Annotated in this window: 22 protein-coding genes; 13 read left to right on the top strand and 9 right to left on the bottom strand. The window is 45.5% G+C overall.

The window, feature by feature from the left end:
• Position 1: 1 nt before the first annotated feature.
• The 4 genes from psrA to DPF93_RS11130 form a co-directional block, all read right to left on the bottom strand.
• Positions 2-628: a TetR family transcriptional repressor PsrA gene (gene psrA, locus DPF93_RS11145; RefSeq protein WP_114766243.1), complete on the bottom strand. Its 627-nt coding sequence runs from the start codon at positions 626-628 to the stop codon at positions 2-4.
• 335 nt (positions 629-963) lie between these two features.
• On the bottom strand, positions 964-1,383 hold the full coding sequence (locus DPF93_RS11140) for a GtrA family protein (RefSeq protein WP_244204712.1): 420 nt from the start codon (positions 1,381-1,383) through the stop codon (positions 964-966).
• Between the two features lie 10 nt (positions 1,384-1,393).
• On the bottom strand, positions 1,394-2,797 hold the full coding sequence (locus tag DPF93_RS11135; protein WP_114766242.1) for an ArnT family glycosyltransferase: 1,404 nt from the start codon (positions 2,795-2,797) through the stop codon (positions 1,394-1,396).
• Entirely contained in the window at positions 2,794-3,798 is a 1,005-nt protein-coding gene (locus tag DPF93_RS11130; protein ID WP_114766323.1) for a glycosyltransferase family 2 protein, read from the bottom strand. The genes DPF93_RS11135 and DPF93_RS11130 overlap by 4 nt, the downstream gene beginning before the upstream one ends.
• Positions 3,799-3,969: 171 nt before the next feature.
• Between DPF93_RS11130 and DPF93_RS11125 the strand changes: the two genes are divergently transcribed.
• From DPF93_RS11125 to DPF93_RS11065, 13 genes are all read left to right on the top strand, one after another.
• Positions 3,970-4,647, top strand: a complete 678-nt coding sequence (locus DPF93_RS11125; RefSeq protein ID WP_114766241.1) for a response regulator transcription factor — start codon at positions 3,970-3,972, stop codon at positions 4,645-4,647.
• Positions 4,644-5,906 (top strand): sensor histidine kinase, encoded by a 1,263-nt coding sequence (locus tag DPF93_RS11120; RefSeq protein ID WP_114766240.1) that lies wholly within the window; start codon positions 4,644-4,646, stop codon positions 5,904-5,906. The genes DPF93_RS11125 and DPF93_RS11120 overlap by 4 nt, the downstream gene beginning before the upstream one ends.
• Positions 5,907-6,051: 145 nt before the next feature.
• Positions 6,052-6,945, top strand: a complete 894-nt coding sequence (locus tag DPF93_RS11115) for a 1-aminocyclopropane-1-carboxylate deaminase/D-cysteine desulfhydrase (protein ID WP_114766239.1) — start codon at positions 6,052-6,054, stop codon at positions 6,943-6,945.
• 1 nt (position 6,946) lies between these two features.
• Complete coding sequence (locus tag DPF93_RS11110; protein WP_244204711.1) at positions 6,947-7,252, top strand: DUF1496 domain-containing protein; 306 nt, start codon at positions 6,947-6,949, stop codon at positions 7,250-7,252.
• A 114-nt stretch (positions 7,253-7,366) separates the two neighbouring features.
• A complete protein-coding gene (locus tag DPF93_RS11105; protein WP_244204710.1) occupies positions 7,367-8,272 on the top strand; it encodes a DMT family transporter in 906 nt (301 codons plus the stop codon).
• Positions 8,273-8,484: 212 nt separating this feature from the next.
• Positions 8,485-9,453 carry a cytochrome-c peroxidase gene (locus DPF93_RS11100; RefSeq protein ID WP_114766237.1) on the top strand — a complete coding sequence of 323 codons (969 nt, stop codon included), beginning with the start codon at positions 8,485-8,487 and terminating at the stop codon, positions 9,451-9,453.
• Complete coding sequence (locus DPF93_RS11095) at positions 9,446-11,809, top strand: ATP-binding protein (RefSeq protein WP_114766236.1); 2,364 nt, start codon at positions 9,446-9,448, stop codon at positions 11,807-11,809. Before DPF93_RS11100 ends, DPF93_RS11095 begins: the two co-directional genes overlap by 8 nt.
• Positions 11,810-12,166: 357 nt before the next feature.
• Positions 12,167-14,581: a DMSO/selenate family reductase complex A subunit gene (locus DPF93_RS11090; RefSeq protein ID WP_114766235.1), complete on the top strand. Its 2,415-nt coding sequence runs from the start codon at positions 12,167-12,169 to the stop codon at positions 14,579-14,581.
• Between the two features lie 4 nt (positions 14,582-14,585).
• Positions 14,586-15,209, top strand: coding sequence for a DMSO/selenate family reductase complex B subunit (locus DPF93_RS11085; RefSeq protein WP_075650014.1), 624 nt, complete (start codon positions 14,586-14,588; stop codon positions 15,207-15,209).
• Entirely contained in the window at positions 15,210-15,977 is a 768-nt protein-coding gene (locus DPF93_RS11080; RefSeq protein ID WP_114766234.1) for a dimethyl sulfoxide reductase anchor subunit family protein, read from the top strand.
• A gap of 180 nt (positions 15,978-16,157) precedes the next feature.
• Positions 16,158-16,748 carry a molecular chaperone TorD family protein gene (locus DPF93_RS11075; protein WP_114766233.1) on the top strand — a complete coding sequence of 197 codons (591 nt, stop codon included), beginning with the start codon at positions 16,158-16,160 and terminating at the stop codon, positions 16,746-16,748.
• Complete coding sequence (locus tag DPF93_RS11070) at positions 16,748-17,203, top strand: 4Fe-4S binding protein (RefSeq protein WP_114766321.1); 456 nt, start codon at positions 16,748-16,750, stop codon at positions 17,201-17,203. The genes DPF93_RS11075 and DPF93_RS11070 overlap by 1 nt, the downstream gene beginning before the upstream one ends.
• Before the next feature lie 104 nt (positions 17,204-17,307).
• A complete protein-coding gene (locus DPF93_RS11065) occupies positions 17,308-17,556 on the top strand; it encodes a hypothetical protein (protein WP_114766232.1) in 249 nt (82 codons plus the stop codon).
• 140 nt (positions 17,557-17,696) lie between these two features.
• Here the strand turns inward: DPF93_RS11065 and DPF93_RS11060 are convergent, their stop codons facing one another.
• The 5 genes from DPF93_RS11060 to DPF93_RS11040 all read right to left on the bottom strand — a co-directional run bounded on the left by DPF93_RS11060 (position 17,697) and on the right by DPF93_RS11040 (position 23,416).
• Complete coding sequence (locus DPF93_RS11060; protein ID WP_114766231.1) at positions 17,697-19,127, bottom strand: amidohydrolase; 1,431 nt, start codon at positions 19,125-19,127, stop codon at positions 17,697-17,699.
• Between the two features lie 155 nt (positions 19,128-19,282).
• Positions 19,283-20,179: a dihydrodipicolinate synthase family protein gene (locus tag DPF93_RS11055; protein ID WP_114766230.1), complete on the bottom strand. Its 897-nt coding sequence runs from the start codon at positions 20,177-20,179 to the stop codon at positions 19,283-19,285.
• Positions 20,176-20,601: an aconitase X swivel domain-containing protein gene (locus DPF93_RS11050; RefSeq protein WP_114766229.1), complete on the bottom strand. Its 426-nt coding sequence runs from the start codon at positions 20,599-20,601 to the stop codon at positions 20,176-20,178. The genes DPF93_RS11055 and DPF93_RS11050 overlap by 4 nt, the downstream gene beginning before the upstream one ends.
• Positions 20,589-21,854, bottom strand: a complete 1,266-nt coding sequence (locus DPF93_RS11045; protein ID WP_114766228.1) for an aconitase X — start codon at positions 21,852-21,854, stop codon at positions 20,589-20,591. The genes DPF93_RS11050 and DPF93_RS11045 overlap by 13 nt, the downstream gene beginning before the upstream one ends.
• Before the next feature lie 2 nt (positions 21,855-21,856).
• Positions 21,857-23,416 (bottom strand): BCCT family transporter, encoded by a 1,560-nt coding sequence (locus DPF93_RS11040; RefSeq protein ID WP_114766227.1) that lies wholly within the window; start codon positions 23,414-23,416, stop codon positions 21,857-21,859.
• Positions 23,417-23,614 lie beyond the last annotated feature (198 nt).

Genomic DNA, 23,614 nt, shown 5'->3' with positions numbered 1-23,614 from the left:
GTTACTCTGCTGATACACCAGCAGCAAGATAAGGGATGAGTTGATCGATGACAGATTGCGCATCGATTTTCTTACCATAATCGTTATGGGCGATTTCAGCCAAAGCTTGGCTTGATGCCATCGTAAAGACGCATGTGCCGAGCGTAAAATGCAAACGCCAAAACACCTCTTCTCTTGATAGATTCGGATTGGCTTTTAGCACTGACTCCATAAATAGAGCTAAAGATTCTTGATAGCGCGTTGTGATAAACCAGCGCAAATGCCCCTGTACATCGGTATAACCACGCCCAATCAACAACATGAATCGACTGGTACCATTAGGTCGCACATGGTTAAGAGCCATCAAAGGACCTCGTAGCGCTTCAAACACCTGTTTCATTGTGTAGTCAGGGTTTAAGTTAAGCGTTATCAAAGCGTCCGACACTGCCGGCATAAACGCTTCCAAATAGCGATTAAGCACCGCACGCACTAATGTCTTCTTGTCGCCAAAATGGTAATTGACCGAAGCAAGGTTGACTCCTGCTTTACTGGTAATCGTACGCAAAGACGTATCATTAAAGCCGTGCTCAGCAAACAATGCCTCAGCCACATCTAAGATTTTATCTTTGGTCTTGTGTTTGGCGCTCATTTCAATCACCTGTATTAAACATGTGTTTGAAAATATACATCCAGCACACATCATTAACAACCAGTTAACATCACATTTTTAATGTAAGCTTGGATGAATATCGAGAATGGCGTTGTAAGTCACTGATAATTAAATGCTATGAAAAAAATTAAAATTTTTTGGAACCGAATGGTAAAAGGTGGGTCTCAATAAGTGTAGATATTAGAGAATTGATAGTTTACTGGCCGTCAAACTTTTTCCTTACTGAGTCTTTTATTTACGCTGCTTTTTTCCTAATTAACTCCTAATTTAGTTTGTATCTGCCCAGCGCCTGCTTGCTCTGGGCTTTTTTTATACTAGTTGGCTGCCCTAAACACCCAATAACGGCTAAACGCAAAATTCCCTATCATGCCAACACTTATCCCAGCCACCAGCGCTAAGTAAGGTGCTATCCCTTGCTCGCCGATAAACATAATCGTCAATTTAAAAACGAGAAAATTAGGAATGGCTGAAAGCGTTGCACTTAGTAAAAACTTTGCCCACTGCCGACCAATTAGACGATAGCTTTGCTGCCCTTTGTCCGCCTTACAATCTGCAAAGGTAAAGCAGCGATTGCCAAGCCAAGTTGCGGTTGCCGCCCAAAGAAACGCCACTACCCTAGCGTGCCAAAGCGACCAAGCAAACAGATTCAAACTACAATAAAACACCGAGGTGTCGACAATAAAGCCGACACCTCCTACCAAAGCAAATTTGAATAATCGCTGTGTATCTCTCACCAGCTGTCTCCTATGAGGAAGGACGACAACGATAGAGAGAGCGCTTACTCTTCGCCGTGTATTCCACTACGCAATTGAGCGCTTGCGCCTCTACCAACTGAGCAACTTGAGCCTTTCTGCCGATAAGCTGGAACTTTGGCAATTGAAGCGGTAGTGAAAGATCACCGAGTTCAAGTGCTTTACCTTGGCTGTAGAATTGCCCGGAAAATGGTCGCGTACCCACATAGAAGGTCGGAACATTAGGATCAGCCTGGGCAAAAATAACCTTATCGCTTTTCTTGTTACCGACACTGACATTAATGACGACAAGAGCAGCCACCAATAGAATTGGCACCACAGCCGCACAGCCCTTAAACCATTTAGGATCATGCTGCGGATCACCAAGTAGCATCGCAATCATCACACCAATAGCAGGGATCCCCGGTAATACGTAGGCAGGAAGAATATTGCCAGACAGAGTGAATAGCAGAAGCGGCGATAACATCCAACAAAGCAAAAAACTAAACAGCCCAGATTGTTGCAGTTCTGCTTGTTTTAGCACAGCGCGCTTTTTCCACATTAGGATAGGCAAAACAAATGACCAAGGCGCGGCAGCGTATAACCAAAACAGCCAGATGGTGCCACGAGGTTCATCATGCGCAGTGCCATAAAGATCGCCCTGCCAACCACTGACTAGAAAGCGCTTAAAGTGTTCACCAACAATGAAGTAGTCGAGAAACCCCGGAGTAGCCTGCTCTGCTAGTCGATACCAAGGCACGGCAATACACAACATAAGCAAACTCCCTGACAGCAAGGGGAATCGCTGATGAAGAACTCGCCACGCACCAATCACGCCATGTTGCAAAATAAGCCAAGGCACAACCGCCAGCGACATCAGCACAATCACCAAAGGACCTTTAGCCAGCAACCCAACCGCCAAACCAACGAAACCTATATAGCCCCACGCTCTTTGCCCTAGCCAACAACGATAAAAACCCGTCATTGCCAGCGCTAGACCAAAGGTCAATGCCATATCGGTCATCACAGCACCTGCCGATATAGCAAACACCGCGCAGGTTGCCAAAACAACTGAACTGACTAGACCACTATAGCCACACTTACGGGCAAAGTTCGCCATCAGAATCACAACAGCAACGCCGGCTAACCAATGAGGAAAACGAACCGCAAACTCATTAACGCCAAATAGCTCAATACCACCAGCACTCATCCAAGTGAACAGTGGCGGTTTCCCCCAAAAAGGCACACCATAATCAAATTGAGGTGTCAGCCAGTTACCGGTTTCTGTCATCAAGCGCGCCATTTCACCATAGCGCGCCTCGGTGGTATCCATTAATGGATAGGCACCAAGTGAAATCAAACGAATCAGAAAAACCGCGCCTAAGATCGCCCAAAGATGCACTCGATTAAAACTCACGCGCGTTTCTCCATCTGGTTAAACATCATCACTGCCGGTTTTTCTTTCACTGAACGTACCAAAAACAGAGGTCGCTGCTTCGCTTCGATAAATATGCGCCCTATGTATTCGCCCAGCACACCAATAGAAAGCAATTGAATACCGCCCAGAGCTAACTGCACCACCATCAGCGAGGGGTAGCCCGTCACCGCGTTACCCCATAACAAGGTTTGGGTAATGATGACCATGCCATAGATAAATGCCGCGCTGGCGATTAGCGCGCCCAAAAACGTTGCCAAACGTAGTGGTCGAATAGAAAAAGAAGTAATGCCATCAGCAGCTAAACCAAACAACTTGAGGTAATTCCATTTGGTTTGCCCACAAAAACGCGCATCACGGTCAAACTGTAAGGTGTATTGCGTAAACCCCGGCCAAGAGAAAATGCCCTTCATATAACGATTTCGCTCAGGCATACGATTGATATGCTCAACCACTCGGCGACTTAACAAGCGAAAATCACCCACATTTTCTGGGATGGTCGATTTCGTTAAGCTATTAAGTAAACGATAAAACAGCGCTGCCGATTGACGTTTGAGCCAAGTCTCTCCATGGCGCTCTCTACGCTGCATATTGACCACATCAAAGCCTTCACGCCACTTGGTCATCATTTGCGGGATAAGCTCTGGCGGGTCTTGCAGATCCGCATCAATTAAGATCACCGCTTCGCCTCGGCTATATTCCAAGCCTGCGCTCATGGCTGCTTCTTTGCCAAAATTACGGCTCAACGAAATACTGCGTACAATGCTGCTGCTCGATTGAAACTGCTCCACTATCTGCAAACTGCCATCGCTGCTACCATCATCGATATAGATAATTTCACAGCGCTCAGGCAAAGCATCCAATACGCCAGCTAAACGACTGTGTAGCGAAGGCAATACCTCGGCTTCGTTAAAATAAGGCACAATCACTGAGAGTGTTATCGCCGACTCGATTCGTTTCTGAGTAATAGAGATTAAGTCCATACAACCGCCGTCAATCGCTTTTGCTAAAGGGTTTTGCTGCAAAGCCAGTACTTTGCAAGGTTGATGGGTACTTTATTGAAGCGACTGTGGAAAGAATGTTATCGACGTTTTTTTCACGCCATATTTGATGTTATATAGTGGCAACCAGCGTCAGCTTTTTTGGTAGAGATAATGCACAAAATATTGTTAGTAGAAGATAACCGTGAAGTCGCAGGGATCTTGTTCGATTACTTCGAAAGTCTTGAGATGGAGCTCGATTATGCCGACAACGGCGAGCTCGGACTGCAACTGGCACTTGAAGGCAATTTTGACATTATCATTCTCGACTTAATGCTACCCAGAATGGACGGTTTGACCCTGTGCAATACTTTACGTGACGCGGGTAACACTACTCCAGTATTGATGCTCACAGCCTTGGATAATCGTGATGACATGCTTAAAGGCTTCAAACATGGCGCGGATGATTATCTAACCAAGCCGTTTGACCTAGAGATCTTAGAAGCGCGTATGCTCGCCTTAATAAAGCGCTACCGTGGCACGATTGCAGCAACCACGCTCAATGTCGGACCTATCACCATCGACCAAAAAACACGTAAAGCCTATCGGGAAGATAAACTACTGGCACTCAATCCAACCACTTACACCATTTTAGAGATGCTCTGCTCTCGCGCCCCAGAAGTTGTTACCCGCAGAGACATTGCCGAGAAATTGTGGGATGAGTCAGAGCCCAATAATGATGTGCTACGTAGCCATATCTACCAACTTAGAAGCCAACTCGATAAACCATTTGCACAACAGATGCTGATCACCGTGCCTAAAATTGGCTTTCGCTTAGAGGTTAACCCATGAAGCGCCTGCTACGCAGCACTCAGTCTCTCACTAGCAGCCTTGCCGCTTTTTTTATCAGCATCTCCATCCTAATCGGTATTGTCGCATTCACCGTATTTGCGCTCGCCATTCACTGGTCAGAAGATCGAATGGGAGAAAGACGCGCGTTACTGGATCGAGATATCGCAGTTGAACGATTTATTGGCGGTGAAACGGGCAAGATAAAAATCGATGTGTTAACGGATGCCTATAATGATTTAAGCTTGGTGCCTAACGAATACCGCCAATTTTTGACTAATCACGATACCTATCTTGGCGAAGTCGAAATGGATCATCTGCAAATTTCACGCATGGTCTACAAAGGCACTTACAGTCATAACGGTAAAAGCTATGATCTTGTGCTGCTGTCTCGCATCGACAATGTCGAGTTTGATCTGGACGAAATCGTCTATTCCAGTCTTATTGTGGTGACTATCGTCTCTATATTGATGTGCATTTTTGGCACTGTGTTATATCGCCTCTCGATCCGATTGATCGAACCACTTAATGACATCGCTAAACAGCTGGAAAGCCACTCAGGGAACAGCGAAAGTGAGTTCTCTATTTCAGCAGAAGCCGCTGAAGAATTTCAGATCCTCACTGAGCGATTAAACCAGTATCGCACCGATTTGAACTTGGCGCTTAAACGGGAGCAGGCGTTTGCCCGTTACGCCAGCCATGAATTGCGCACCCCGCTAACGGTAGTCAAAGGAGCGAACAAGCTACTAGCGCGCAAAGAACAAAGCGATTTTAATCAAAGGCAAATTGAACGCATTGATAGTGCCACCAGCCAAATGATCACTATGGTAGACGCTTTACTTAGCTTGGTTCGCTATGAACGCAATGTCGACGATCTACCACTTCGCCAAATCACCTCAACAGAGCTTGAAACCATAGTGAGTGACAACAGTATTCAAGCACGTGACAAACAACTCAAGGTGCGGCTGGAAGTCGAATCCCTACCGACACTCAAAGCAGCCCAGCCTGTCTTGAACATGGTAGTAGGCAACCTGATCCGCAACGCCATTGCTGCGACCGCGCAAGGAGAAATCACGATTTGGGTAACCGAGCAGCAAATTTCAATTATTGATGATGGTCCAGGCTTAAATGCAACGCCAAGCGCTGACGGGCATGGGTTAGGTCTTTTGATCGTTGATGATTTAAGTCAGCGCTATGAGTGGCAATTTAGCTTAACCAATCACCCAACTCGCGGCTGCGTGGCAAGCATCTCTTTTGGGTAAGCGATCTCAAAGTCGGTTTTCTTGAGAACCATAATCTTAGAAATCACCAGTCCTCAAGTAAGCCGTACTTAACTAAATAGCGTTAAACTAATCGGCTGAGGTATGATGGGGCGGATTTCCGATTAGATATCAGCCCAAATTACTCATGCAGCTTGCCAATACCCCAATTACTGAACATTGTTTTCAGCACATCCCGTTTTTTCTTAAGCGGGATGATCAACTTCACCCACATTTTTCAGGTAATAAAGCGCGTAAGTTTATGGTGCTACTGGATGGGCACTACCCTTTAGTTCAAACACTTATCGGTTACGGCAGTCCTCAAGCGAACTCACTCTACTCAATGGCAGCACTTGCCAAACTCAAAGGGTGGAAACTCGAGTTCTATGTTGATCGCATCCCTACTTGGCTTGCAGAAAAACCACTAGGTAATTACCAAGCTGCGTTGGATTTAGGCGCACACATTATTCCTGTCGCAGAGAGTCATTTGCACCCTGCCGACTATATTAAAACCGTGCGCAAACCCAATGAAACCTGTTTGTTTGTCCCGGAAGGTGGACGTTGCCAGTTAGCGGAATATGGCGTCAGCAAATTGGGGGCAGAAATTTTAGCTTGGGTGCAAAGTCAGCCCGAGCAAAAATTTGTGGTCGCCTTACCTTCCGGAACTGGCACCACGGCACTGTTTTTACATAAATTTCTCAGCCAATATGGTATCGAAGTGATCACCTGTGCCTGTGTCGGCGGTAAAGAGTATTTAACTGCGCAGTTTAACCTACTGGGCGAAAGCTCACATCCTGAGATCCTAGAGCTAGAAAACAAGCACCACTTTGGCAAACTCTACCAACAAGATTATTTGATCTGGCAACAGCTCAATCAACAAACTGGCGTAGAATTTGAATTGCTCTATGATCCCATGATGTGGCGTTGCCTGCTTGAATGGTACCCGAAAAATCAAGATAAACAGCTAATCTATATTCATCAGGGAGGCTTACTTGGCAATGCCAGTATGCTTCCGCGCTATCAACGCAAATATGGAGCTTAAGATGAAACGTATCCCACTGACTTTGTGCCTGTTACCGCTTGCGTGGTTCTCATTTTCAGCTCACGCCTCTGATAAAAGCTACACCACGCCCAATCGCACTGCGGTGGTGGTGAATAGCCAGCAAGCCAATCACAGAATTTGCTTCTACCAAGATCAAGCCTACTCAGAAGGTGCACTGCTTGAAGTTGGTGGTTTTGTGATGCGCTGTGAAAATGCCAATCAATACGAAACCAACGGCAGCTTGAAGTGGGTGACATTTGCCAAACCGCAGCCAACAAGCGGGCAAAATCAAAACAGCCAAAAATAGCTTACGCGCGTAAAGCAATTGCAACGAGTCAGAGAGATCAATATCGAGTACTTCCCTATCACTCAAGCACTGGTTGACGTATGATGTCGCTCTAATCCGTCACATTACAAAACCATGCTTTCAAAAATCAACGACATCATCCCTGTTGGGGTGCGCTTCATGCTGTTGTCTGCGCTGGGATTTGCGCTGATGTCTGCTTGCGTAAAATACGTGAGCGTCCATGGCATCCCTGTCTTCGAAATCGTTGCTGCTCGCGCCCTTGTTTCACTTATCCTTAGCTACCTCGATGTTAAGCGCAAAGGCATTTCCATTTGGGGTAATAACAAAAAGCTGCTGTTACTACGTGGTACGGTCGGCACTATGGCGTTAATGTGCGTCTACTATGCGGTCACGGCTTTGCCTCTTGCCGAAGCGACTATCTTGCAATACGTTCATCCGGTGTTTACAGCGCTGCTTGGCGTGCTCTTCCTTAAAGAGCGTATCCAAGGCGCAACCATGATCTGTATTGCTCTGTGTCTACTTGGTGTTGCGCTGATGGTTCAGCCAAATATGTCGGATTCGATTACCGCACAAGCGCTGCCAATTCACAGTGTGATGATTGCTTTATTGGGCGCATTTGGTAGCTCCATTGCCTATGTCATTGTGCGCAAACTTAGCCAAACCGAAGACAGCTCGGTGATCATTTTCTACTTCCCCTTGGTCGCGCTACCTGTTTCAACTTTCCTGATGTGGAATGAGTTTGTTGTACCAAGTTTAACCATCACACTATTGTTGGTCATGGTCGGTATCTTCACTCAAATTGGGCAATATGGTTTAACCAAGGCGATGCAAACCCAAGAAGCGGGTAAAGCCTCTGCCTACTCTTATGTACAGATTGTGTTTTCTACCCTACTGGGTGTGGCGATCTTTAGCGAAATCCCATCAATTTGGACTTATATGGGCGGCGGCCTCATTGTAACCGGCGCGCTTATCAATGTGTTTGGCAAAAAGCTATTACCTAAAAAGCTTCGCAGCGCTTAAAAAGCGCTGAAATATCTAAGCTTAGAAAACTAAAAATTGCCTAAGGCACATACTACTCCATCCTTATAAGCCCAAGTCATTGCTACTTGGGCTTATTCTTTCTACCAAGCCTCGCTATCCTCACCCAATCCAAGTCTCTTTCGTGGTAAAAATTGCGAATAACTCATAGGCAACTACATTTATATTAGATTAACCACACCAAATGGATTGGTATGTTAAAGCAAGCATTTTGGCTCTTGATACTGCCCTTACAAGCTTTAGCAGGGCAAGGACACTCAAATGATCATAACCAAGAAGTTATTGGTCAAGTAATACAACCGATCCCTCAGCAAATCGAGATTGATAAAGCGGTTGCGAAGCTTGGATGGACTCTATTTCGCGACCCGAACCTTTCCTCCAATCGTTCAATAAGCTGCGAGAGCTGTCATAACTTACAAACCAATGGTGCGGAACCGACTCGCGTCTCAACCGGTGTTAATGGACAAGGACTTCGCAACTCACTGACTGTATTTAATGCAGCGTTAAACTACCGCTTTTTTTGGGATGGTCGAGTTAACTCTCTAGAAGATCAAATTGATGGTCCAGTAGCGAACCCGGTTGAAATGGACTCTTCATGGCAAGAAATTGAGCAGTACGTCAGCCGTTCTTCACGCTATCAAGCTCTATTTGATTCGATCGATAATTTCGACATTAACAGCAATAATATTCGTTATGCCTTGGCGGAGTTTATGCGCGGGCTACAAACCCCCAATGCCCCTTTTGATCGTTATCTCAACGGTGATGAACACGCCATCAACAATCAAGAAAAACGCGGCTGGCAAACCTTTCAGCAGGTTGGCTGCGTGCAATGCCATCAAGGACCTAATGTGGGTGGCAATATGATTCAAAAATTTGGTTATTTCACTGAGCTAAATACATCTGAAGACACGGGTAAACATTTGGTGACAGAAAACACCCTTGATAAGTTTTATTTTCGCGTTGCCAGTCTGCGCAATGTCGCACAAACCTCTCCCTACTTCCATGACGGCAGAACACAAAGCCTCACTCAAGCGATTCAGATAATGGCACAAGGACAACTTGGCATTACCATGGACGATGACACTATCGCCGACATTGAAGCCTTCTTACATACGCTAACTGCACCTCGCCCAGCGCTACTCGAGGAGTTTGAAAATGAATAAAAACAGTATTCTTGGCGCAGTTTGCTCCTTGCTTTCATTAACGCTCTTTAGCCTAGCTTTTATGAGTTACCAAAACAGTCGAATGATCGATACTGTTTCATCACAAACCACCACCATAGGTCATGAATTACTCGAGCTAAGAGATAAGATCCTCAACTATCAAACAACTCAATCTAGGCTGCACTATCAAATCACTCAACAAATCATTGAGATTGAACAAGAAGCCAAAGAACTCAAAGCGCAAACAAAAAACACTCCCTGGTATCCAATTAGTGCCAATACCAAGGCAGTAAAAACCAGTATCGAACAATTTGAGCAGTCTGTTGATGCCGTGACCAATATGTTGGATATGCTCGTCGGTGTGCAAGTTGCAAAAAAATACGCTGAAATGTCGCTGCAATCTTTATTTACCAAAGAACTCAAACAAGCTGATGGCGACAAACTGGAATGGCGATTTATTGATTACGTCAACAATAACTTACTCAATGAAAATATTCGCCATCCACAAATTAAACAGTTTGCTGGTCAACTAAAGGTTATAGAAAAGCGCCAAACCTCACTGCAGGTTGAATTGCTTAACGAGCATAATTACGAGTTTATTGAGGGCACAGAAAAGCAGTTACGTGGTTTGGCTCGTAGTGAACTCAGCCACGCATTAAGCTATTGCTTAGGCGCAGTATTTTCACTGATTAGCCTTATCGCACTGCAGGCATATTTGCGCTTTATCCAGCTTCGTCAACTGAACAAACAGATGAGGCTTGCCTCCGAGCAAGCTCTGAACGCTGCAAAAGCAAAATCACAATTCCTTGCCACCATGAGCCATGAGCTCCGCACTCCAATGAATGGGGTATTGGGCATCGCGCAAATCATCGACAGCGAAACCAATGAAGCCAGTACACAAAAAAACATTCGTATTATTCTTGAGTCAGGGCAGCATCTACTTACCGTTCTCAATGACATCCTCGACTTTTCTAAAATCGGAGAAAACAAACTGGTTCTCGAATCAGCCCCTTTATCTTTGCAGCAGATCATTGACCCTGTCGTAAGTGCGATGACACCACTTGTGGAAGAGAAAAATCTCCAACTTAAACTAGACAACCAAGTACCAAATGACGTTCAGTTTATTGGCGATAGCGCACGTTTACGCCAGATCTTGTTCAATCTTTCCGGCAATGCGATTAAATTTACTACGCAGGGCTCGGTCATTTTACGCTTCAAACAAGATAATCAACCTCAGCCCAACTTAGTCATACAGGTGATCGATAGCGGCATTGGTATCGCCGAGGATAAACAAGACTCAGTGTTTAATTCATTTGAACAAGCCGATGCATCAACGACAAGACAATTTGGGGGAAGTGGGCTCGGTTTAGCCATCGTAAAAAAACTGACTGAATTGATGGACGGAACCATCGAACTGCAAAGTAAGTTGGGAGAAGGCTCGACTTTTACCCTCACCTTGCCTCTCGAGACATCAAAGCAAACACCCCAAGTCAGCCATGTTGCAACGAGAAATACGCAAGCGATTGATCAACCTTTACGCATTTTACTTGCTGAAGACAACCGCGTTAACGCCATCGTCGCTAAAGGTTTTTGCGCAAAACTAGGACACAACGTTGAGATAGCAGAAAACGGTAGGATAGCCACGCAAATGGCAGCAAACAAAAACTACGATTTGATCCTGATGGACAATCACATGCCGGTAATGAACGGCGTTGAAGCGACTCGCTATCTAAGGGACACCTTACAACTCAAAACCTTGATTTTTGCCTATACTGCTGATGTCTTTCGTGAAGCCCATGATGATTTCATTGCCGCTGGTGCGGATCATGTACTCACCAAACCTTTGCAACGCGACAGCTTTACCGATGCACTCACCAGTTTCAGTCACAGAATCACGCCACCAGCGACAACTGTTGACATTGACAGTAACGTGATTTCGCTTCATCGGGCACCAAGAGCCAACCTACCATTGACTGAAGAAGAACTGTCCAAAAGTGATTTACTCAAAGACGTCGCCAGTGAGCCAACTATCTATGGTGAACTGCTGACCTCTTTAATTAATGATTTTGAGCACCATATTGATGTATTAATTGATGGGTTTGATAAACAAGACTTCAAGCGACTCGGCGAAACACTGCATTGCCTGAAAGGCATCGCATTTAACCTACAACTTACCGGTCTTGCTACGTTAACTGAAAGAATTGAAGATGAAGTAAGAAACCAGCAAAAAAGTGATATAGAGAGCATGCAGCAATTGATTAACCGCTTGTGCGTTAACGTTCATCAAGCTCATCGACTGCTAGATAAAGAAAAGTCTCTAGCAGATCACTCAAACAGAAATGCTCAATCACGTTAGATGGTATTGCGAGTAATCAGCATAAATTACTAGCAACATTTGCAACACCAATAGAACATCTAAGTATCTATAATTACTATTTATTTTATTAAGTTATATTCATAAAACACTCAAAAAAACCAGCCAAGATTTTCGAAAAAGCACGTAAATATCACAAATCCACACTCTTATCTTTGCCTTACTTTTACCAGATCACATATCGCAAATTAAGCGACTACTGTTAATTCCTTACACTTGATAGGGTCACTACTCGATGAGACTTCTCCCATCAAAAAAGTCCGTTAGGAACAATGACATACTAATAAAAATCATTCCTATTCAAGACGAGATTTTGTATTACACTGTAAAGGAATATCTATGGCTACTTTGCCGTTTCTAAATATAGAAACTACCCGCCGTAAACTACTCGAATACTCGAGTAAACTCAGCGCGACCGCTGCCGTTGCTGGTTCACTAGCCACACTACCACTGAGTAAAAAAGCCAGTGCTACACCAACATCTAATCCAACCGAATTTAAATACAGCGCCTGTCTCGTTAACTGTGGCTCTCGCTGTGCATTAAAAGTAAAAGTGCAAGATGGGCGTATCTTGCAAGTTGAACCTGCTGATACAGATAGCGATGCTATTTTTGGCGAACACCAAATTCGCCCATGTTTACGTGGTCGCTCAAACAAATTCCGCGTTTACAACCCTGACCGTTTAAAATACCCAATGAAGCGCGTTGGCAAACGCGGTGAAGGTAAATTCGAGCGCATCAGTTGGCAAGAAGCGACGCAAACCATCGCCAATCAACTGACCCGCGTTTACGACACTTACGGACCAGAAGCAGTCTACTTCCAGTACGGTACTGGCGCGTATTACCACACCCAAGGTCGTGAAGCATGGCTACGTATGCTGACTCAAGCAGGTGGCTACCTCAACTACTTCAACTCCTACTCTACCGCGCAGATCAACGGTATGACGCCATTCACTTGGGGTAAGTATGCTGGTACCCACTTTACCGAAATCGAAGATTCAGATTTGGTGGTGCTATTTAGCCTCAATCTCTCTGAAACACGTATGTCAGGTGGTGGTCAGGTTGAAGAGATGCGCCGAGCACTAGAAAAATCAGGCGCGAAAGTGATCCTGATTGACCCACGTTACACTGACTCTGGAGTGGTTAGCGATGCTGAGTGGTTACCAATCAAACCAACCACGGATGCCGCTCTAGTTGCTGCCCTTATCCATACCATGATCAAAGAAGATCTGCTCAATGAAGAACAGATCCGCAAATACGCAATCGGCTTTACCCGCGATACGCTACCAGCCAACGCGGCAGCAAATGGCAGCTACAAAGACTACATCTTAGGGACTGGCAAAGACGGCATTGAGAAAACGCCGCAGTGGGCAGCAACGATTACGGGCATTCCAGCCAAACGCATCGTACAGCTCGCGCGTGAAATCGCTAACGCCAAAGCGTGTTACATCGCACAAGGCTGGGGCGCACAGCGCCACCATAACGGCGAGCACAGCGTGCACGCAATTCAATCTCTGTGTGTCGTGTCAGGTCACTTTGGTCGCGCAGGCACCAACACTGGTAACTGGGCATACTCAACCAAATATGGTGTGCCGCTCTTACCTCGCCCTGCCAACCCAGTCAAAACGTCAATCCCGGTGTTCTCTTGGACAGACGCCATTGCCAACCCGGAAGTTTTCACTCCTGAGACGCACGGCTTAAAAGGTGCGGATAAACTGCAGCACGGCATTAAGCTAATGATCAACCAAGCGGGTAATGTGCTGGGTAACCAACATGGTGACTTAAATCGTACCCGTGAAATATTAGCTGATGACAGTAAGTGTGAGTTTATTGTTGTGGTCGATAACCATATGACGCCAACAGCAAAATTCGCTGATATCTTGCTACCTGAAACCACTTACCTAGAAGCATCAGACTTAGTTGACAACGCTTACGCGTCAGGCTCTAACCACTTTATGATCTCAATGGAAAACACCATTGAACCGATGTGGGAAGTGCGCTCTACCTATGACGTATGTGCGGACATTGCCGAGCACCTTGGCTTTAAACAAACCTTTACTGAAGGTCGCAGCCAAGCCGAGTGGATTGAAAAACACTACAACGATATTCGCGCCAAACGTACTTACCTACCTGAGTTTGCAAAAGTACGCGGTAGCGGTGTTATCGACCAGCAACGCGCGAAGAAAGAAGACAGCATTCCGTTCGCGGATTTCTACCAAGATCCAGCAGCCAATCCATTAACAACGCCTTCAGGCAAGTTCGAAATCTTTGCCACTAAGGTACAAGAGCGCGTTGATACTTGGGTGCTGCCTGAAGGTCACTACATGACGGCAATTCCTGAGTATGTGCCAGTGCCAAACTCACACATGGATCTAGAGAAGTTTGCCCAATACCCACTGCAAATGACGGGATTCCATACTAAAGGTCATACCCACTCAACGTATGCCAATGTTGGCGTTGTCGCCGAAGCGGTGCCAGATGAAATCTGGATTAACCCGATCAATGCCGAGCAACGTGGGATCAAAAACGGCGATATGGTTCATGTATTCAACGAATACGGCAAGATCCTTATCGCTGCTAAAGTGACTAACCGTGTCATGCCTGACGTGACCGCAATGCCGCAAGGTGCATGGTCGGTTGTGAAAAATGGTGTCGATATTGGTGGTTGTATCAACAACCTAACCAGTCACCTATTCTCGCCTATCACTAAAGGCAATCCACAACATACCAACCTAGTAGAAATTCAGAAGGCATAACTAAATGAAACAATTAGGCTTTTATATTGATTCATCTCGCTGCTCAGGTTGTAAAACTTGCCAAGTGAGTTGCAAAGATAAAAACGATATTGATGTCGGTCGCAAGTTCCGTCGCGTGTACGAATACGGCGGCGGCTCTTGGGCAAAAGATAGCGATGGCGCGTGGACAAACCAAACCTTCGCTTACTACCTATCGGTTGCTTGTAACCACTGTGACGATCCAATTTGTGTCGCAGGGTGCCCAACCCAAGCGATGCATAAACGCCAAGACAATGGCTTAGTGCTGGTTGACCAAGAGAAGTGTATTGGCTGTCGTTACTGTGCCATGCGCTGCCCTTACGGCGCGCCGCAATATGACAAAGAGAAAAAGGTGATGTCAAAGTGCGACGGTTGCCTTGACCGTCTAGAGCAAGGGCTCAACCCTGTTTGTGTCGACTCATGCCCTCAACGAGCGATTGAGTTTGGTGACATTAATGAGCTACGTGCCAAATATGGCAACCAGCGTGATGTTGCGCCACTGCCTGACTCACGTATTACCAGTCCGAACTTAATTGTACGTACCCATAGCCATGCCGTGGCAAACAACAGCAATGTGGGCGAGCTACAAAACCCGGCGGAGGTAAAATAAATGCACGAATTATCTTTGGTTTTCTTCACTTTCCTCGCACAAACAGCGGTTGGAATTGTGGTGTTATCTACCCTCGCATTCTTGATTGGCAAGATGAATCGCGAGCAACATAAGAAAGCGTTATACGCAGCCTTTGCAGCTCTGGCTCTTGGTGGCATCGCATCACTTACTCACCTTGGTCAACCGCTTAAAGCGCTCAATGCTCTTAATGCGATTGGTCAATCGCCGATGAGTAACGAGATCATTGCCACCATCATGTTTGGTGGACTGCTGTTTGCAGCCATGGTGTGTTTGAAAGTTCGTCAAGGCAGTAACACGGTTAAAGCCGTAAGCCTATTCTCTAGCTTTGCTGGCGTAGTATTGGTGCATACCATTCCAACCATCTACACCATTGAGAGTGTTGCGGCATGGAATAGCGTATATACCTCGATCTACATGATCCTGACGGCATTTGTAATGGGCGCGACTGTTGTGTATCTCATTTGCGGTTGCCGCTTGTTTAAATACACTGCGCTAATTAGCTTACTAGTCGGCATCATTTTAATGCCAAGCTACTTTGCCCATATTGGCTTAGCTGCGCCAAGTCTGTTTGGTCAAGATGCGTTGTTCTGGATGCTCAAACTCGCATTTGCAGGTTTAGCGATTATCAGTCTGTCATCCAGACAAAAAGACAACACACAGTTCGCTTCTTTAGCAGTCGTGTTTGTTGCCGCTTCAGAGATTGCTGGTCGTATCGGCTTCTATGAACTTTGGCAAATCGGTATGTAATAGATTTTGGGGAGCTTATATCCAAACAACTTGGAGATGCAGGTAGGCGACAAACGAACAAAGCCTCTGAGCATAGATGGTCTATGTGATGAGGTTTGTGAGTGCCAGTCCCTTTTTAAGCCAATAAAGCACTGCAACTTCAAGTAGGAAGGGTATAGCTCTCCTATTTTGGGAATTTCAATGAATAACTTAGCCCTACTGCCACGCGCCCTTGGCGCTCTGTTTTACTACTCACCAGTAGAGCAGATTAACTTGGCAACCCTAAATAACCTCGAATCACTTGCCAGTGCCTACCAATGGCAAGATATGGACACAGTTAACGAGTTGATCATCTCACTGCAGCAAGACCGCTATTCAGCCAACAAATACAATTTCTCTGTGCTATTTGAAGGGCAAGGTGAAATGCTGGCGCCACCATGGGGCTCGGTCTATCAAAACCATGAAAACTTAGTCATGGGTGACTCAACCGCGGCTTACTACCAATTTTTAACCCGTGTTGGGATCGATTTTGACATCAAAAACCAGCCGCTGGATCATTTCGGCTTAATGATGTGGGCGCTGGCCTTGCTTATTGAGGAAGGTAATCAAGTGGCTCTAGTCGAATTTCTTTCCGTCCACCTGCTTCCTTGGAGTGGGCGCTACTTAGAGTTACTGCAAAGCAATCAAGAAAGTCCATTTTACGCAGACTTAGCTAAGTTAACTGAGCTCTTTTTAGAGCAAATTAAATCTGAAATCGGATTAACGATTGAGCCCATCAGACTGTATAAATAATGACTGAAATTAACCCATCACGCCGCGCACTGTTTGAGCGTTTTCGACCAGCACATGTCGAACCGTCGACCGGATTTATTCGTCCTCCGCAAGCGCGAGAAGAGCTGCAGTTTTTGCGCTTGTGTGATCAATGCATGCGCTGCTCGAGTGCTTGCCCGAGTAATGCTATTACCCAAGAGCACGGCTACCCGGTTCTATCAGGAAACTGTGATAGCTGCTATTTATGCGTGCAAGCCTGCCCAACCGGTGCACTGACGCATTCGGCGCTCAAGGCTAAGATTGATTTTCGCTGCAACGCAAAACTGGCACAATACTGTCAATCATGCAGCGAAGTGTGTGGTAGCAAAGCTATTTCAGTGCAGCCTGGCGAAGCTGCAATGATTGATAATGAACTATGCTCAGGTTGTGGTGATTGTTTAAGCGCTTGTGAGTTTTTTGCCATAACTCTTGATTGATAAATGGATTTTGCGATTGAGACTGGTAAAGTACGCCTCAATCACTTGAGTGCAACCTATCGCGCACCATACGTATACCCAAGTAACAATCCGAGAGTTTGAAAATGATTAAAGACGAACGCGTAATTGAAAATCTAGATGAATTAGCGGCATTTCTAACCGCTGTCGAAAGTGGCATTCTAGGTCTACAAAACGTCGGTGGCGTAGCTCTGGCAACCAGCAACGCAGATGGTCACCACTTCGTAGCGGTGTTGGATGATAAACACCAACTGATCTTAGGTCGCTGGGTAAGTGAAGAAGTCTTTAAGACTGGTCAAGACATGGTTCGTAACGGCGTTAATCCGAAACACTAATTGATTGTTTTACCGCGATGTAAAAAGCCCGTGCTTACACAGCCACGGGCTTTTTCTCAGCTCTCGCTTCTAAGCTCTCAAATCTTGGCTCTCGCCTTTCAATTCTCGACTCTAAGCTCTCAAATCTCAGATCTCGATTCTCAATCCATCAAGCTCTTTGATTTAATCGCTTTCTTAGCCAGCTCTTTAGCAAAGTCGCTGATATCTGCTTCCATCGCATCAATCTCTGGGCGGATCTCTTCCATGGTGACCGTCTGCATTTGGCGATTTTCCATCACCACTTTACCGTTAACAATGGTGGTATCGACGTTACTTGGGTTCGCTTGGAATACCAAGGTCGCGTATGGATCGTAGTTTGGCATCATGTTGGCAGATTGGGTTTCAACGATGATGATATCCGCTTGTTTACCCACCTCAAGTGAACCGATCTTATCTTCCATATGCAGCGATTTTGCACCGCCAATGGTTGCCATTTCGATTACTTGCTCCGGGATCATGATAGTACGGTCATCATGCTTTAAGCGTTGCATGGTCGATGCATAGCTCAGTGTGCGCCACAAATCGACTTGGTTAGAGCTCATTGGTCCATCAGTACCTAAGCCAATACGTACGTCATCACGGTACATATCCCACGCTGGCGCCATACCTGTCGCGCCTTTGGCATTCGCCATTGGGTTATAAGCAACGCCTGCATCAGCGGCTTTAACTAGCTCAATGTCTTTATCTGAGAAATGGATACCATGAGCCAACACCACACGCTCATCGAGAGCGCCAATCTCTGCTAAATATTCCACTGGTGAATTTGCGCTGTGGGCTTCTTTAATACGCGTCTCTTCATTCGGAAACTCAGCAACGTGGATCAGCACTGGCACATCATGTTGCTTAGATAAGCGATTGATCTCTTGCAGCTTATCTTTACTTACGGTGTACACCGCATGCGGAGCATAAGCTGGCGTGATCAAAGAATCGTTTTTGTACTGCTGAATAAAGCTCTCTGCGTACTCAATACCGCCATAAGGCTGCTTGCTATCCACCACCGGGAACTTAATCACGGTTTGACCTAACACTGCGCGCAAGCCAACCTCTTTGGTCGCTTTTGCCATTTCATCCATGTGGTAGTACATGTCAACGTAAGTGGTGACGCCATTTTGCGCCAAGTCGATTGTGCCAAGCTTAGTCGCATTGTAGATAAGCTCACGACTTAGCTTCTCACCTTCCAGCGGGAAGAAGTAGGCAAACAAGCGATTAGCGATACCTTCTTCACCTAAACCACGAAATGCAATCATCGGTAAGTGGTTATGAGTGTTAATCATCCCCGGCATCACAATGCCATCATTAGCATCGATGGTTTTTGGCGCGCGGTATTGCTCGGCAATATCCGCCTCACCAACGGCGATAATTTTGTCGTCTTTCACCACAACCACGCCATCTTCAATCACCTGCATGGTTTGGTTAATAGTAAGCACTTCACCGTTAGTAATGATCAGGTCTGCATTGTAGTTAGGCGTGAACTGCGCACAGCCTGTAACAGCAACGGTGACAAGGGAAGCAAGCAAAGTCGGCTTAAGCATGGAATGTCTCTTCTGAAGGAGGATTATAAATTCGCGCGCATCATAGAAGAGCTTATAAATCAAAGCGACGCAAACGTTTCAATTTAGTGACACCAAGAGCAAAAAAGGCCACCTTTCGGTGACCTTGAATTGCGAGGTTTTTATTACAGACTTTGTTAGCCTAATTCACTACGATACTCGTCTAATAGCTTATCTAGGCGTGCTTGCAGCTCATCAGACAATGGTAGTCTTGGTGTACGACAAATCGAATGCTGTTCAACCAAGCCCAGTTTAAACTGGCTGTACTTACAAATCTGTGCAGGCTTGCCCTCTTCCAGCAGAGCGCAAAATGGCTGAACATGTTGATACTGTTGCCACGCTTGCTCAGTTTGCTCTGCCATAATGTGATCGTATAACTTTACCACTGCACGTGGCGCAAAGTTAGCGCTCATTGAGATCCAAGCTTTGGTACCCAATGTGAGTGATTCATACACCATATCTTCCCAACCACAGAAAATCGTAAATTCTGCTGCATTGGTACGGGCACGCAGTTCAGTTTGACGACGAATATTGCCCGACGACTCCTTAATCGCGATCACGCGCGCCAGTTCTGCCACTCGCACCACGGTATCGACATCAATATCTATCCCTGAGCTATACGGGTTGTTGTACATCATGATATTGGCGTAAGAGTTGTCATTTATGTATTGATAAAATGCAAACACCTCCTCCATATCGCAGCCAGAGGTTGGTGGCGGTAAGATCATCATACATGCTGCGCCGTGGTCATGGGCGTGGTTTGAAAGCTCAACCGTTTCTCGTGGGTCCATGCTAATTGTGCCGACGATAAAAGGCACTCGTCCGGCAATCACTTCAGCGCCAGCTTCGACAATCGCCTTACGCTCCGCCAGCGACATCGTCGAGTACTCACCGGTCGCGCCACACAGCAATAAACCATGAATACCTGCGTCAATTTGGTAGTTAATTTGCTTGGCTAATGCTGCAAATTCAATCTCTCCTTTGGCGTTAAAAGGAGTCGTCACTACTGTAAAAATACCTGCTAATACTGTCATTGTTGTGCCTTAATAAATAATTTGTTGTCTTCAGTTTGGTTTGATACCCATTTGCCGCTGGCAAGTTGCTGATAATCAGCTTCAAATAAGTTAATAATGGGTACGATTTGCTGGTAAAAGTGCTGACAAATCAGCGGTCCAGTAAGAAGCACTGGGTCAGTCCGTAAATTGATGATTGCTTTTGGCGCGGTGCCCAATCTAAGCATCTCCATCAATACCAACCCTGCCCCGCTGGAGCCTTTACCAAAAGGAAAAGCAAACACTTTGTCCTTAATCGATTGACCAAAACAATCGTGGCGGTGATCGGCAATTTTGCCAGTTTCAATATCCACACCGCCAACAAACGAAATTGCCTGTTGAGAGCACACTAGCTCTGCATCAAACTTCCCTTGCAGTACAGGGATGTAACTTAATTCGACCATGGTTTTACACTCCTGATGACCTTACCACTCACCGCTGACTCAACGCAGTCATGGATACTGCCGAACACTGGATGGATACCGATTTTTGAGAAGCAGTAATTGGCAAACTTACCACTGTTGGTCATGATGCTCTTGGTATCCCAGTTCTTGATTGGGTATTCCATGGTGCAGCCATCTCTGAACACTTGCACACCCAAGTTTTGCAGCTTAGTGAGCAAACCTGTCGATTCGATATGCAGATACGATGCTCGCCCGGTAAAGACCCAAAGATTTAAGTTGGTCGATACCTTTCTGCCCGCCAGCAATTGCTCAAGTTCAACAAACTCGGCAAACGAGAAATGTGGGCAACCAATTGAGATCAAATCAAGCTCATCACTGGCGTTAAAGTTATTGAGTTTCGCTTCTGCATTGCGCAGATCATCCACGGTGATCACGCGCTCTTCTTGCGGCGCTTTGCCCGCAAAACACTGCTCTAGGCTTTGCGCTTCAGGAGTGATCCCCAACAAATGGAACAGAGCGATCCCACCCGATGATGCAGCCGTGGCACTAAACTGCTTCAAGCCATCCATTGGGGCGACAGGCGGCATACCATCCATCGCAAAGATTTTGTCCCCTGCGATTTCACCATGTAGGTGACCAAGTAAGTTATACAAAGAAGACTCAGCAAACCAAGATGACTTGATACTGGTATCTAAACGGAGAAGCCCGGTAGCCACGCGGTTTTCTGGCATATGCAGACCAAAATATGGCACCTTACCAACAATTCCCGCTAATAGTTCAATTGGCCCTGCATAGCGATTGGTACGCGCACCTAGAATCGAGTTTGTCCAAGCAATGACGTTGGATTCAGCAAAGGCCACTTGCTCACCAAAACGTGGAGTAAAGCCGGCTTGATAAGGCGCACAAGTCCAACTGCCCGCAGCGCCCATTGCCGTGTGTGAAGCTTCAATTCGACGTGTCGCACTTGCCCACGAAAGCGGCATACGCTGCTCTTTGAAGTTCACCATATCCAAAGCGCATGCATTGGTTGAAGTTGGCACCGCAAAGCGCGCGCCCAGTTCAGCAAGGTGCTCGGCAAACGCGACTTGAGCTTCGCCAAAGTAAACCGTGCTGTCATCGTGGCAACTGGCGATATCGATAAATTTATCCACGCCATATGCCTTACCGAGATCAAATAGAACCGCCATTGCTTTCTGTTTTACGTCGCCATGCTTACCATCAAGCAAGGCTTGTTCATAATCAGTCAAATACATGATTAGTCCTCTGCTACGACTAGAGTTGGTTTACGTTGCTCACCAAACTGCTCAATGTACATAGCACGTGCACTCTTAACCGCAGCAACACCAATGAAAAATAGTAAGAACATCATTGGGAAACCGATTAAGGTAAACATACCGCGAATACCATCAATACCACCGGTTGCAATGATCAGATAGGCGATAGTACCAATTGAAATACCCCAAATAAGCTTCATTACTCGTGGTGGCTCTTCATCAACTTTTGAACTCTTTGAGCTTAAGTTGGAAAGTACTGAGGTCATCGGATCGGCATAAGTAACAATTGAGGTAAATACCGCAAATAGGAACACCCCGATAAATAGTGACGACAAAGGCATATTATTGAATATCGCGAAGACGGTATTTTCCATGCCGTTTTGTTGAATACTTTGCCACATGTCGAATTTACCAGTACTTTGCAGATCAATTGCAGTACCACCAAAAATACTGATCCAAATAAAACCAAATATAGATGGGCCTAAAATAGTAACTGAAACAAATTCACGTACCGTACGCCCTTTTGCCAAGCGTGCATAGAACAAACCAATTAGTGGCGCAACTACCACCATTGATGCCCAATATTGAACGGTCCAGTTTTTCGCCCATTCATCTTCTGTTAGTGCATTAGTAATACTTGCTTTATCAAAGAAGGTATTTGCCAAATCACCCAAACTTGCCACGCCAATATCAAGAATGAATCGTGTTGGTCCAAAAACAAGCATAAATAAAGCCATACCAATAAATATAAAGGTATTTAGTGAGCTTATTTTAGTTAGACCACTTTTCATGCCTGAAATAGATGACAGAACATAAGTTGCGGTAATTGCAATGGCAATAAATAGCCAAAGTGTTGGACCAGTTTCAAAGCCAAATAAGTTGTTTAAACCTGAACCTATCTGCAGTAGTGCTGCCCCCATCGAAGACGCCACCGCACCACATAGAGTGAAGATACATAAACCATTAACTAGCTTACCGATCCAACCCTTATGCTTCTCACCAATCAAGCCGTAAAGGGATGAACTAACCGCAAAGCCAACATTCTTATTGTAGGCGACAAAAGCCACTGCTAGCGCCCCTAGGGTGTAGAAAGAGTATTGAATAATGGTCCAGTGGAAAGTAGCTTGCGAGATAGCATTGACACCAGCATCGCGGCTAAATGGTGCATAGCCTGTAGCTTGAGCTGGTTCAGCGTAGAAGAACATTGGCTCGCCCATGCCCCAGAACAAAATACCAGTACCGATACCGGAGCAAAGGCAGATAGTAAACCACTGCCAGTTACCTAATTCCGGTTTGGCATCTTGCCCACCAAATTTCATATCCCCATATCGAGATAGAACAAAGAATAAACATAGTGCAAAAGCAAAGATACCAGCTAGCATAAATAGCCAGCCAAAGTTTTGAGAAATAATATCTAATGAGTTATTGAGAAAGTTTCCAAATCCTTCCGTAAAGAAAATACCGCAACTAATAAATAATGAAATACAGATAAAGCTAGGCCAAAATGAAATAGGCTCTACAGACCTTTTGAATGAGTTCATAAGATCATCCTCGCATCAATTTAATAAAATAGATCGATAGAAAAGTATTTTAAAATAGTGTAGCGACCAGAAATAACTTCTGGATAGAAAGGAAGGATTAAGCGAAAGCTAGGCAGGAATGATGAGCTTTATTAGATAAACTGCAAATTTTTGCTTTTCTCAGTGAATTCATAACCAATCCATATGTGTTATAGAAAT

This window comes from Vibrio rhodolitus (assembly GCF_003350325.1).
GTDB lineage: Bacteria > Pseudomonadota > Gammaproteobacteria > Enterobacterales > Vibrionaceae > Vibrio > Vibrio rhodolitus.
This window is presented reverse-complemented; position numbering and strand designations above follow the sequence as displayed.